The following is a 12,842-nucleotide window of genomic DNA, read 5'->3' as shown; positions in this document are numbered from 1 at the left end:
TCTGGTGACCATTATACAGGGCTGAATATAAATACAGCGGTTTTGGGTGGGGGAAATTTGGAATTTGCGAGGGGGATTCAGGAAATCGCGTAGTGTGCGGTAAGGTCATGTTTTTGTTAGTTGCGGGTTGATTGGTCTGAGTTTTGCGAGCATCATCGCAATTATTTACCTTCTTCCGTAACGCGATGGCTTCCAGCAAAACTCTCGAACAGGCAATTGCCGACATCACCATCTGGCGCAAAGGCGAACAACGCGCGCCGCATAAGCCTTTATTGCTTCTGTACGTGCTGGCGAACTATCAGCAGGGGCATGCGCGACTGTTTGATTACGGAACCGAGGTCCACGAGCAGTTGCTTAGCCTATTAGAACGCTTTGGCCCACAGAGGAAGGCGCATTATCCGAATATGCCCTTCTGGCGGCTCAGAGGGGATGGATTTTGGGATCTGAAGAATACTGAGTTCTGTTCAACTACTGGCAATAAGCAACCGCCTGTTAAAGAACTTGTGGAACAGAATGTCGCAGGTGGGTTTGATGAAGAACACTTTGCATTGCTGAGTAAGAACAAAAACCTGATCGGCTCGCTGGCGCAGCAGATCCTTGAAGCGCACTTTCCTGAAAGCATTCAGGAAGAGATCGCGGATGAGATGGGCTTTAATATTCAGCAGATCCGTAAGGTTCGCGATCCGCTTTTCCGCAAGCAAGTGTTGCGGGCTTATAACTATGAGTGCGCAATCTGCGGGTTTAACATGCGACATGATAACGCCTCTGTAGGACTTGAAGCCGCGCATATAAAATGGAAGCAGTTTGGCGGGCCATGCGAGATCCCGAACGGACTGGCGCTATGTGCGATTCATCATAAGGCGTTTGATAAGGGATCGATTGGACTAGATGAGAGTATGCGGGTACTGGTGTCTGAGGCGGTGAATGGGGGCGGGATTGTTGGGCGGCTGTTCTGGGATTTTGCAGGGAAGCAGATTGCTTTGCCGATGGTCAAAGGGAATTATCCAAGGGAGGGGTTTGTGGAGTGGCATTGGAGGGAGGTGTTTAGAGGATGAGTGCGAAGGCCGGACTCAAATCACGCTATAAGATTCTGAAATTTAATAATTTTAAACTAGATCGCAAATAATATGCCCCCTTTTGTGCCCCCAACGAATTTTTAGAGCACATCAAACTTAGCTAATTGATATTGCTAACAAATTAAAGATTAACGCCCTGTTCGGTTAGGATCCGAAATCCGGATCCTAACCGGAACTCAATCCCCACAAAAAAGTTTTTTTGCATTTAACTGTTCACACTGTTCACCTCGGTTATTTCTCATTTTATATCATAAAGTTAAGTGGTGATGAGTTGGTGAAGGGTGATCAGTCGATTCTTCACCTTTGTTCGTTTTGCTCGTTCCGGGAGCGCCCGGTCAGGCGATGCAAGGGGGGATAAAAAGTTTTTTCCGGTTTTACTGTTCACACTGTTCACCTTTGTTTTTTTATCAAAAATTTCATAGTGATACAGGGTGAATATACGGTGAAGGGTGAACAGTGGAGTGTTCACCTTATGGCAATTGCCGGAAAGAAAAAGACCGGCTGTAGCCGGTCTGGAGTGGGTTATGTCGCTGCGGGTTCATCACATTTCGGTAGCCAGTCGCCGTAGCTTTCCTCTTTCAGCGACAGGTTGGTCTGTATCCCCTGCTTCGTGTGCCGCTTCTCATAATTCACGCCGTATTCTTTCAGCATCATGGGCAGCCCCAGCCCGAACATTTTCAGGCTGAGCACGTTTCTGTACCCGTTGGCCTCCATATAGGCCAGATACGCGTGATAAAGATACTTACGGTAATTACGCGGGACAATGCTGGCATTACCCATAAACATCCCGCTGGTCTGCGGCAGCATTTCCAGATAACCGCAAAAATCAAACGTCGGGTCAGCATCACGCTTGATGCTGAGCGCCTCGTCGGAGTTCTGCTGCGACTGGAGCAGTGCGCGGGCGGTCATTGGGTCGCTGAATTTCTGCATAAGCTGGCGCACGATAACGGCCAGCTCGCGCGCAATTTTATCCCTGAGCTGCGGGTCGCGTTCCTCCGGGGCAATCTGCTCCGGGAAATGAATAATCACCCGGCGACGTGACACACCGCCGCTGCGGTCAGTGAAGCGCATCGGGTTATTGTTCACGGCCAGAATGACCGCCGGAATATGCGTTGAATACGGGTTCTGGTATTTCGGGTCAACCGAGACCGCATCGCCGCCGGTGATGGCCTTTAATCCTGCGCCGTCACCGCTCCATTTTTCCTGGTCAGGCAGACGTATCAGCGAGAAGCCAATCAGGGAGGCACGCTTGCGCGGGTCTTCCAGCGTGTCGATATCGGCCGATGTGGCGTTATCCTCTCCGGCGAGCAGGGTCGCGATTTCGGCGAGAATGCTTTTGCCACTCCCGCCGGGACCGGTGACCTCGAGAAAGAGCTGCCAGTCGTAGCGGTTCGCCAGTACCATAAACAGCGCAGCGAGTATCACGTCGCGTTTTTGTGGATTTTTACCGGCCGCCCGGTCGAGCCAGCGCCAGAAGTTCGGCGCGTGAGTCTCCAGCATTTCGCCTTCCACCGGCGGGGTAAAATCCACGTCGCACAGTGTGCGCAGCCAGTGCGATTTATGATGTGGACTGAATATGCCGCTTTGGGTATCGAGTACACCGTTGCGAAAGCCAATCAGACGCCGTGCCGGTGCGGCCTGCTGCGGAATAATCAGTTTCAGGGTCTCCACCACCGAGGCAATTTTCCCGGATGAGAACGGGGCGCGCAGGCGCTGGAATAAGTCAGCCACATTCCGTGAAAAAGTGGCTGCCGGGATATTTTTCCAGATGCCGTTTTCATAGCGCGACAGGAGCTGACCGTTCGCATCCACGGCCAGTGCTTCGCCGTAATGCTCATGCACCCGCAGAGCCTTGTCGCTGGCGCTCATGGCGGTAAACTCCGCCTCGCTCATGGTATCAAACGGGCTTTGCGCCGGTGGCCGGATGGCGTCATAAATGGCTTTCCGCGAGGCCTCTTCGCCGTGCTGCATAAACGCATCATTCCAGTCACCGAACACCGGCGGCAGGGCAACAACGCCCTCACAGGCTCCTGCGGCCGCAGCGGCTTTGTTCTGGCCGTCACCGTTAAGGTCACGGTCGGCGGCGAGGACAATCTGACAGGCCGGGTGTTTCTGGCGGACAAGGCTCGCCAGAGAAAGGAGGTTCACGGACGACAGCGCCACCATGACGGTTTCGCCGGTCAGGTGATGCACGGTGAGCGCGGTCGCATAGCCCTCCGTTATCCACAGGCGTTTTCCGGCCTGTTTTTTCCCTTCGATGGTATGGCACGCTCCTTTTACCGCCCCGCCTTTCAGGGTGCGTTTGAGACCCTCAGAACTGATGAGCTGAAGGTTTACCAGCGCGCCGGTATCGTCATACAGCGGGACAACCACATCCCCGGCGCGGAACATCACGCCGCCGGTTTTGTGTGTGGCCGACAGTACCGGACATTCCCGGTCGGGGAAGCCCTTGCAGGTGAGGTAGGCGTTGCCGCTGGCCGGTCGGGTTTTCTCCATGAGCCTGACGGCCAGCGCGGCCGCCGCCTTGCGGTCAGCCTCCGTTTCAGCCTCTGCGGCCGCAATCACTTCCGTGGCAACCGGCGGCAGGTTGCCGGTCACGGTGTTCACCTTTTGGGCTGCCTCTGATGCGTTCATACCGAACACTTTCTCTACCAGCTTAAGCCCGTCACCCGCGCCGCACTGATTGCAGAACCACGTCCCGCGCCCCTCTTTATCGTCAAAGCGAAAACGGTCAGAGCCGCCGCAAACCGGGCAGGCCTGATGGCGGTTTTTAATCACTTTCACACCCAGCGCCGGGAGAATGCGCGGCCAGTGGCCGCACGCCTGTTTTACCGTCTCTGTTACGTTCATTTTCATCGTTATTTTCTCCCTCAGTGCAGTACCGGTGCAGTGATATGACGGGCGCAAAGCTCATCCATCACGGCCAGCCCGAGAAAGGACAGCGACGGCGCGGCTTTGAGTGGTCCGGCTTCCATTAAATCTTCCAGCAGTGCACAGGCAATCAGACGGCCTTTTTCCTCGCCGTGCTGGCGCAGGTAGAAGCCCTCCAGTTCGTCGGCAATGGCGCTTTCCAGCGCGTCGAGGGTGAGGTGCGGGTAGCGGTGCTGATGTTCGCATACAGTCAGCCATGCACAGGCCACGGCGCGACGATACAGCGCGGCGCGTAATACGGGCGGTAATGGCTTTTTCATACGTTGCCCTTCCCGGTCAGCCAGCGCTGATTGCAGCGCTCTACCACGCCGTCGAGCTGGGCGGTCATAAGGTAAATCACGGAGGTGAGTTGCGACTGCTGCGCCGGGTCACGACGAACGGTGGCGCAGTCCTGCACCTGCATCAGCTCATTGACGAGCTGGCCGACATTGCGCATGTGCTCAAGGCATTCGAGGTCACGGGCGGTAATGGTGGTGTGTCTCATGCGCGCACCTCTGCAACCGGCAGGCGGCCAGCGAACGACAGAACGTAGTCGCGAACGAGGGACAGGCGTGCGGCGTGTTCATCACCGGCAACGGTGCGGAGCATACAGATACGGGGTTTACGGTCTGCGCGACGAACGGCGGCAAACACAAAGACGAACTGCGGGTGTGACGGGGTGAGGGTCGTAGCCATAAGGGCAACCTCCATTGAGTAGCGGTTATCGCCACCACCGGAGCTGCAAATCTCATGGGTGGTGGCCCGGACAGGGTTTGCAGTACCGGCCTCAATGGATACCGGCCAGCCCGAAGGCTGCCCCGCCCGAACCACCATTATCTGACAGGAGCCACGGTGTAAACACCACAGCCCGAAGAATGGGTGTGTCTGAGCTACGACGTAAAAAAAGACGCAAGGCGCGTCTGGTGTCGCCATTGAGTTACACGGGCTGCAAATCCCGGCTGCCGATTTTGCGACAGCAGGAAAACTATACCTGGAAACGGCGACAGGAAGCAAGCCAGAAAAGGGGGCTGTTTGCTGAACGGTCATCATCATGCGTCATAGCCCCGGTTGCGTTCGGCAATGCGATCTGCCATCCATGCGGTGATTTCAGACTGCGCCCACGCCACGTTTTTACCGCCCAGGCTGATTTGTTTCGGGAAAGCCTCCCGGCTGATGAGGTCGTAAATGGTTGACCGGGACAGGCCGCACAGATGCATCACTTCGGGCAGGCGGATAAAGCGCTCCTGAACGGCATCAGAAACCGGCATCAGTGGTGCGGCAGGGGCAGAAGACGGGGAAGAAAAAGCGGTTTGCATCGGGCTACCTCATAATGTCCATACAGTGCCGGTCATGTCCGTCCGGCTTCGGGTAGCTCCTTATTATGTGTATATTTTTCCTCAGGTCATGTGAGATTTTCGGGGAAACAAACATTGACTTTTCGCTCTGGCAAACAAAGACAAACGCTGGCAAAGATATGCAAATCACTGCATTACAATGCAGCAATTTCTATTGCCTTTAGTTATACATTTTTCATTTTTAATCGAAATAAAGTCTAAGTGGTATAGACAGAGCAAAACAGGAGGGTGAACAGTGGTGAACAGACGGTGAACAGTCATACCCTCCACTGTTCACCCTTTATCTTACTGTATTACTTATATTTTTATTTAAGGTGAACAGTGGTGAATAGTTATAAGTAAAAAAACAATCGATGAGTAGGTTTTGCTGAGACCTTTCTCTGGCAAGCCGGGTTTTGAGTAGTGTTTGTGCCAGAACTGCCACAACTGCAATGAATCGAGATGTTGTGTGATGAAGGGCAGAATCATTTCAGGTTGAATAAACGGAGAGCCTGAACATGAAACCCGAAACAGTCATTACCGCCCTGCAAAATGTTGCCGCCAAGCAGTCCGCAGAGAACAGCCAGCGCATCACCAACAAGCTGAGCGCATTCACTGCGGCCAGAGACACCCACGCGGCCAGCATGCAGGTACTGAAAGAGATTGATACGTCCATTGAACGCTGTAAGCAGGAGCGGCAGACCGCCCTCGATGAGAGCGCAGAGGCTGAGCAGGACTGGCGCAGCCGCTTTCGCACCCTGCGCGGCAGTCTCACCCCTGAAATGAAAGCTGAGCACAGCAGGCGTATCGCCAGTCGCGAGCTGGCCGACGAGTTCACCGGTCTGATTGCGGAGCTGGAGACCGACCGGACACGCGCCATGCTGAATGCCTGCTCCACCGCCAGTAAATACCTTTCAGCGCATGAAGATGCCTTTACCGCTTACGCCGGTGCGGAATGGGCTCAGGCTGTCAATGCGGTTCCTGTCGCCCTTATCCGCGCTTTCCTGCTGCGTGTTCGTGCCCTCGAAATGAAGGGGGAGAGCGCCCCGCAGTCCGTGGTCATCAGTGAGCTGCGCGATTCGCTGAGCCGTCAGGGCAGCCTGTATCACTTCGATATGAAGCAGGAGCCGGTGTTGTCCATGACGGGCATGCACCGGCCGCAGATTACTGACGTTGATACGGAGCTGTTACGCAGCCCTGCGAAGAGAATGATGCTCGCCAGAAAGCTGGCTGAGAATGGCGAGACAAAAGCAGAGGAGTAAGCATGTTTCACTGTCCGTTCTGCAAAACCAGCGCGCATTCCCGCACCAGCCGGTATCTGTCCGATAACGTCAAACAGCGCTATCACCAGTGCATGAACATCGAGTGCTCGGCCACATTCCGCACGCTTGAATCCATCGACGGGGTTATTCGTTCACCGGTAACAGAGCCGGTTATCCCTGTACCCGCACCGGCGGCCACCGTTAACCGTGCCGGTGCGTAAGCACGGCCAGTCTTCAGGAGAAACGTACGTGACCACACTGACGCTACAGAAAGCCTTTGAGGCCTGTCAGGCAAACAAATCCGCCTGGCTGCAACGCAGGGATGAACTGACGCAGGCCGAACAGGCATACCGCGAACAGCTTGCCGGCAGAGGCCACAGCGGCCGGAGCCTGCAAACGCTGCGTGAGATTATCGACGTGAAAAAATGGGAAATTAATCAGGCTGCCGGTCGCTACATCCGCTCGCATGAAGAGGTGCAGCGCATCAGCATCCGCGACCGTTTAAATGATTTTATGCAGGTGCACGGCGCGGAGCTGGCCGCCGCCCTTGCCCCTGAACTGATGAATTATTCCGGGCAACACTCCGCCGTTCAGCGCTGCGCCATGCAGCACTCACTCGACTGTCTGCGTGAGGCGCTACAGCTCTGGCTGGTCGCCGGTGAAAAAATTAATTATTCGGCGCAGGATAATGACATTTTAACGGCCATCGGATTCAGACCTGACGCGGCTTCGCGCGATGATAGTCGTGAAAAATTCACGCCTGCACAGAACCTGAATTACACCCGCCGCCGTGCAGAACTGGCCGTGCAGTAGTCCGCTTAAAAATCCCCGAAAATCCCGCCATTTTTACGTATTAAAGCCATGCATGCATAAGGTGCATGGTTTTGCATGCGTTTTACCGACACTGAATCCCCCGCCAGCGTCAGCACTGGCGCGCCCTGAGGCCGGTCATGCGCCTGCATTAAAAGCGCCCCCTTAAGCGGGCAGGCGTGGCGGGGAGAGCACTGCGCGCCAGCGGTAAAGTATTTATTTAATGATATTTAATTTCGCGGCCAGAGCGCGTCGCTGCGCTGCGCGGGTTCACGGGAGTGTCGGTGGGTGGTGCGGTGCTGTTCGGGGGCGTGACGGGCTTCTGAGGCTGCCTCTTGGGAAGTAAGCCCCCCTGAGGCGGCGAAAACCAGCCATTTCGGTATTCATCGTATCGCTTCTGAAGCTGCTATTTCCCTGGCGTATTCGGGCCAGTGGTGGCCTGAGCCTCGTCATGCAGCAGCATGAAAACTGCCCCACGAAGCGGGCAGGTGTGGCGGGAAGAGTATTGCGCACATTGCGTCCTAATGACTAAAACAAAGTGTAGTCTTGCCAATTATTTAATTTAATCTCCTTCCCCATTGATCAAGCCAGATTATTCTGATAAGAATATAATTCGAACATTAGCAATAGATAATAAAAACCCAAGAGGGGCCAAATGCGTAAAATATCGTATTACCAACACAATTCCACCGAGATAATTGACTTACTATCAAATTGCTTTTCAAATAATAATTTAATTCCAATAATTGGTTCCGGCTTCACTGTCGGCTGCCAAACAAAAGCCAGAAAAAGGGTTCCATCAGGCGTCCAGTTTTCAGCTAAAATGGTCGAAATGATTGCGGAAGAAAATAATCTAACACCAGAAAAAAAAGATAAGTTAAAACAAAAGAAATTTAGTGAGATTAGTGATTTTTTCTTCAATGATGAATGGGTTAATAAAGAAAGAAGAAATAAATATCTCATTGAGAGCTTTGATGGAGTAGAGCTGGATAGTCAAAAAAAAGGATTTATACGAGATATTAAATGGCCATACATTTACACTCTAAACGCGGATGATGCAATAGAAAACTGTTCAGAATATAAGGTAGCACTCCCTTATGACGCTCATTTGTCTTTTGAATCGAAAAATCATCCAACTTTATATAAAATCCATGGCGATATTCAACATGAAATGAGACATGAGGTTAGCAGACTTATATTTAAAAGGTCAGACTACTTAACTTCATTAGAATCGAACCGAAGAATGTTGGAGCTACTACAACTAGACTTTAAAGAAAAAAACATAATCTATATTGGATGTAGTCTGACGGATGAAATTGACTTAGCATTCGCAATCGCACAACACTCACAATCCGAAAGAAAACAAACTCAAAACATAATATTCCTGAATGAAAAACTTGATAAAATTGATGAACAAGAATATATCAACATGGGAATTAACAATATAATATTGTTTGATGAAGGTAAATACGAACAAATATACACTTTAATTAATGCATCTTATCAACAATCAGCTAAAAGTTCTCCTGAGCTCGAAGAATTTAGTCATTCAATTAAAATGCTTCCAAACTCCCCAGAAGAAAACAGAGATTACTTTTTAACTGGCATATCCCACATTAATAATGGAGAGCATTATAGCAGTCAGATCATCCCATATTTTTACGGAAAAAGAACCAAGGAAGATGACATAACAAAATCTCTGCAAGAGAAAGACATTGTAATAATTAAAGGTGCTAGGGTATCTGGACGCACTTTACTTTGTTACAACGTATTAAGAAACATTAAAGACAGAAGAATTTTCGTCATAAATTCAAACAACAAGTTAAATAGCCACTCTTTAAATAAACTTATCGGTCAAGAGAACTCTATAGTTTTTTTTGATTCCAATGTCCTGGATGCTGAACTATTAAAAAAAATAAAACAACAAACAAAATTCTTCAAGAGCAAAAAAATAACAATCTTATTGTGTTCCGATCTTAACAATAGCGATGAGGAGTTTTTTTTAGATGTTGGTGATTCTACCGTTGTTTACACCTTATCAAATAAACTATCAAAACCAGAAGTTTCAAAAATAAATGAAGGCGCTATAAAAGTACGACTTCCAACTTTCACAAACGGCAAGTATCTTCTTGATAAAATATTTAACGTTTATCAAGTGCTTGGTGAGGATAATTACTTAAAAAAAATCACCCCGAGTCAAGAATTATACACAAGCTTATGTGTTATCGCCACAAAATATAGTATTACAGGGCAGGAAATAATTACCGGAGGTCTTAATCTAAATCAAACAAAAGAAGTTTGTAAGAATTACTCACCCTACCTTGAAATAGAAAGAATAAAGAACGAAGAAAAATATGATCATACAAGTTTCAAGATAACATCTTACGCATCAAGCTGGGTTGTGGCTTTATTAAGAGAGTTCTACCGCAGTAAAGGCAAAGATTGGTGTGTTGATACACTTATTAATTTCTTAAAAAATACGTACCTGCGTGATAAGGCTCTAGCCACTTCGATTAGAAAATTTGACAATTTAAATCATATATTTACAGAGGGACACAAAGGTGCAGCAGATATAATTATCGATATTTATAACCGTCTTCAAGATATTGAAGGTCAAGAACCTGATTTTTACGTTCAAAAGGCCAAGGCGTACTACAATATATATCACGGAAGTAATTTACTTGATGAAATAAAAAATAGAATTAGAGAGCTAAATACAGCGTTAACATGGGCGCAGTCATCCAAAAACATCACAGCAGAACGAAACATTGTTCATATCATTGCATTACTATGGATTCAAAAAATGAATCTTCTCGACATCGAGTCAATAACAGAGAATTATTTTTCTCAATCATTATCCTGTATTATAAAAGCAGTAGACAATGTTGGCAACAACAGTTATAGCGATACACTATTAAGTAGCAAAAGCAAGTCAGCACTAAATCTCAAGCAATATATTGATAAGATTGAAAATTCTAATGGTAAGCTATCCTTCTTACTTAAATATAAACTAGAATGGGATGGACTGAAGTCAAAGACATACTTCCGTTAATCCCATTGACCTTGCTATTTTAAATAGCAAGGTCATCTTTAACGGCCCCATATTTTTTCGCAAAATCGAAAGGAGCTATGTTATTACTTCTATTATCATCCAAATAATCAGCCCACCATTGAACCATCAGTCGGCGCTCATCTAAATGTTCAGATGTATGAATATAAGCTGCACGCACATTATTTCGCTCTGAGTGACTCAACTGCCGTTCTATCGCGTCATCGCTCCATAACCCTGACTCACCGAGCGCACCACGCGCCATCGTTCTAAATCCGTGCCCACAAACTTCGTTTTTCGTGTCATAACCCATGGCACGCAACGCACTATTAACCGTGTTTTCACTCATGACCTTAGTTGCATCATGATCTCCCGGGAAAAGAAGCTCTTTATCACCACTGATTTGCTTAAGCTGTTCCAATAAAACCATAGCTTGGCGACTAAGCGGAACGATATGTTCCTCTTTCATTTTCATACCACGATACGAGTAACGCACACCTTTAATTTCTTCTCGTTTTGCAGGTACTCGCCAGAGATATTTATCGAAGTCGAACTCATCCCAACGCGCGAAACGTAACTCGCTGGAACGCACAAAAGTTAGTAAGGAAAGCTCAACCGCGATCCGCGTCATTACACGGCCACGATATGCAGTAAGACGAGCAAGAAACTCAGGGAAACGGCTAGAGGGTAAAGCAGGATAGTGTCGTACTTTGGTTGTTGATAAAGCACCAGCCATATCACTTGCCGGGTTAGAGTCGATGTAATCGTTCTGTACGGCATAACGCATAATGGCCGTCACACGCTGCTGAAGACGCTGTGCGACGTCATGTTTGCCACTAGCATCAACTTTTTTAATCGGGGCTAACAGGTGGCTGGTTTTAAGCTGGCGAATGTCGGACGAACCGATATGAGGGAAGATATAAAGTTCAAGATAGCGAAGAACACGCGATCGATGGTCTTCACTCCAGCGCTTGTTACTGGCATGCCATTCGCGAGCAATGGTTTCGAAAGTATATGAACCCGAATTCTCGGCCTGAGCTTCTTTCTGTTCGGCTTTTGGGTCAATGCCCTGTACTAATAGCTTTTTAGCATCGTCGCGCTTGGCTCTTGCCTGAGCAAGTGTCACAGTAGGCCAAACACCAAAAGCAAGGCGATCCTCTTTTTTGTCAGAGGGGCGTCTGTATTTCATGCGCCAGTATTTAGACCCCTTAGCTGAAACTTCGAGATACAAACCGCCGCCATCGGCCATTTTGTAGGTTTTGTCTTTGGGCTTTGCGGTCTCTACCTGCCTGGCGTTGAGCTTCATTTTGGGGGCACATTTCTAATCGAAGTTAAGATGCCCCCAATTATGCCCCCAATGACATCCGGATTTCAACGGACAACCTCGGACGAATCAGGATGTAAAAACCTCTTCACGCATTGATTTTTAAGGGGAAATTGGACTTTCTCGGATGATCTTGGAAGTACTAATGGTGCCGAAGGCCGGACTCGAACCGGCACGTATTTCTACGGTTGATTTTGAATCAACTGCGTCTACCGATTTCGCCACTTCGGCACTGAAGGGGATGCGGAAACGTTGTGGATTATACCTGTCGCGCGCCGCCATGCAAGCGACGACGCGCGAAACCCGCGCTAAGTGCCCAAAAAACCAGCGCCCTTCGTCACTCCAGCTCAGACACCGCCAGCCGAATCACCCCTGCCGCCTTCTGCTCCGGCAGCGCCAGCACCTTCGCCCACATCTCCTGCACCATATCGCAGGAGAGCTTCTCTTTGCCCGCCGCCTTCTCTTGCGTCTGCAGCAACTGGATGTCCTCGCCGTACTTATCGGCAAGTGCCTTCATAATCGGCCGCACATCCTCGACAGCCGCCTCGCGCTCGGCCGGGGTCACGGTGTGGCGGTTTTTGCCGTAGGCCGCGCGCATCATGTCGGCATCGGCCTGCATGCGCCGCGCCATCAGGTCTTTATCTAGCATGCGCATCGGGTTGATGCCGCCCTTCACCATCGGGTAGAGGAAGCGGAAGCAGGCGTCGTCGCTCACCTTCTGGATGGCGGCGGTCTGCTCCATGTTGATGGTCATGTAGTTCACCACGTTGGCGTCCGGGGCGTTTTGCAGGCGCGTCATCTGCAAATGCAGGATCTGCGGCTGGATGGTGTCGATAATCTGCTGCTCCGGCTCGCCCGCTTTTTGCAGGGCGGCCATCTGGTCGAGGATGCGCTGATGCAGCGTGGGCTCCTGCTCCTTAATCACCTGCCAGGCGGGCATCGCGTTGAGGGCGTTATCCATCTGCCGTTCCGGAGCGCGCTGCCTGTCGAAAAACACCCAGAACGCCACGGCGGCAGCCGCAATGACGACAATCACAATACGGGTCCACGTTTTATTCATCTCGCATCCTTATCCTT

The 12,842-nt window shown here is 50.1% G+C and carries 12 protein-coding genes and 1 tRNA gene; 5 read left to right on the top strand and 8 right to left on the bottom strand.

Translation table 11 applies throughout. The features are described from left to right. Positions 1-185 precede the first annotated feature (185 nt). The gene (locus O1724_RS03060) at positions 186-1,055 is read left to right on the top strand and encodes a phosphorothioated DNA-binding restriction endonuclease (RefSeq protein ID WP_126297233.1); all 870 of its coding nucleotides are present in this window, start codon (positions 186-188) and stop codon (positions 1,053-1,055) included. 543 nt (positions 1,056-1,598) lie between these two features. Here O1724_RS03060 and O1724_RS03055 read toward each other — a convergent pair. Genes O1724_RS03055 through O1724_RS03035 form a run of 5 tightly spaced genes read right to left on the bottom strand, consistent with a single transcriptional unit; the run spans position 1,599 to position 5,302 of the window. After that, positions 1,599-3,932, bottom strand: a complete 2,334-nt coding sequence (locus tag O1724_RS03055) for a primase-helicase zinc-binding domain-containing protein (protein WP_253117475.1) — start codon at positions 3,930-3,932, stop codon at positions 1,599-1,601. A gap of 14 nt (positions 3,933-3,946) precedes the next feature. Further along, on the bottom strand, positions 3,947-4,267 hold the full coding sequence (locus O1724_RS03050; protein WP_044597382.1) for a DUF5375 domain-containing protein: 321 nt from the start codon (positions 4,265-4,267) through the stop codon (positions 3,947-3,949). Further along, positions 4,264-4,491, bottom strand: coding sequence for a hypothetical protein (locus tag O1724_RS03045; protein WP_214595433.1), 228 nt, complete (start codon positions 4,489-4,491; stop codon positions 4,264-4,266). Before O1724_RS03045 ends, O1724_RS03050 begins: the two co-directional genes overlap by 4 nt. Continuing rightward, positions 4,488-5,039 carry a host cell division inhibitor Icd-like protein gene (locus tag O1724_RS03040; RefSeq protein WP_121478679.1) on the bottom strand — a complete coding sequence of 184 codons (552 nt, stop codon included), beginning with the start codon at positions 5,037-5,039 and terminating at the stop codon, positions 4,488-4,490. The genes O1724_RS03045 and O1724_RS03040 overlap by 4 nt, the downstream gene beginning before the upstream one ends. Beyond that, the gene (locus tag O1724_RS03035; protein WP_045344418.1) at positions 5,036-5,302 is read right to left on the bottom strand and encodes a helix-turn-helix transcriptional regulator; all 267 of its coding nucleotides are present in this window, start codon (positions 5,300-5,302) and stop codon (positions 5,036-5,038) included. Before O1724_RS03035 ends, O1724_RS03040 begins: the two co-directional genes overlap by 4 nt. A gap of 536 nt (positions 5,303-5,838) precedes the next feature. Here O1724_RS03035 and O1724_RS03030 point away from each other — a divergent pair. From O1724_RS03030 to O1724_RS03015, 4 genes are all read left to right on the top strand, one after another. Beyond that, the gene (locus O1724_RS03030; RefSeq protein ID WP_214595435.1) at positions 5,839-6,582 is read left to right on the top strand and encodes a capsid protein; all 744 of its coding nucleotides are present in this window, start codon (positions 5,839-5,841) and stop codon (positions 6,580-6,582) included. A 2-nt stretch (positions 6,583-6,584) separates the two neighbouring features. Continuing rightward, complete coding sequence (locus O1724_RS03025) at positions 6,585-6,803, top strand: ogr/Delta-like zinc finger family protein (protein WP_015570058.1); 219 nt, start codon at positions 6,585-6,587, stop codon at positions 6,801-6,803. A gap of 28 nt (positions 6,804-6,831) precedes the next feature. Further along, the gene (locus tag O1724_RS03020; RefSeq protein ID WP_214595437.1) at positions 6,832-7,395 is read left to right on the top strand and encodes a phage polarity suppression protein; all 564 of its coding nucleotides are present in this window, start codon (positions 6,832-6,834) and stop codon (positions 7,393-7,395) included. Between the two features lie 652 nt (positions 7,396-8,047). Then, a complete protein-coding gene (locus O1724_RS03015; protein WP_214595439.1) occupies positions 8,048-10,444 on the top strand; it encodes an SIR2 family protein in 2,397 nt (798 codons plus the stop codon). A 19-nt stretch (positions 10,445-10,463) separates the two neighbouring features. Here the strand turns inward: O1724_RS03015 and O1724_RS03010 are convergent, their stop codons facing one another. The 3 genes from O1724_RS03010 to O1724_RS03000 all read right to left on the bottom strand — a co-directional run bounded on the left by O1724_RS03010 (position 10,464) and on the right by O1724_RS03000 (position 12,825). After that, positions 10,464-11,747 (bottom strand): tyrosine-type recombinase/integrase, encoded by a 1,284-nt coding sequence (locus tag O1724_RS03010; protein ID WP_214595441.1) that lies wholly within the window; start codon positions 11,745-11,747, stop codon positions 10,464-10,466. A gap of 164 nt (positions 11,748-11,911) precedes the next feature. Further along, positions 11,912-11,996, bottom strand: a tRNA-Leu gene (locus tag O1724_RS03005). Positions 11,997-12,102: 106 nt separating this feature from the next. Next, on the bottom strand, positions 12,103-12,825 hold the full coding sequence (locus O1724_RS03000) for a topoisomerase II (protein ID WP_214595443.1): 723 nt from the start codon (positions 12,823-12,825) through the stop codon (positions 12,103-12,105). Positions 12,826-12,842 lie beyond the last annotated feature (17 nt).

Source organism: Enterobacter cloacae complex sp. HYC074_NIDB, assembly GCF_056673345.1.
The sequence above is the reverse complement of the archived record's forward strand: the minus strand, read 5'-3'. Positions and strand labels throughout refer to the sequence as shown.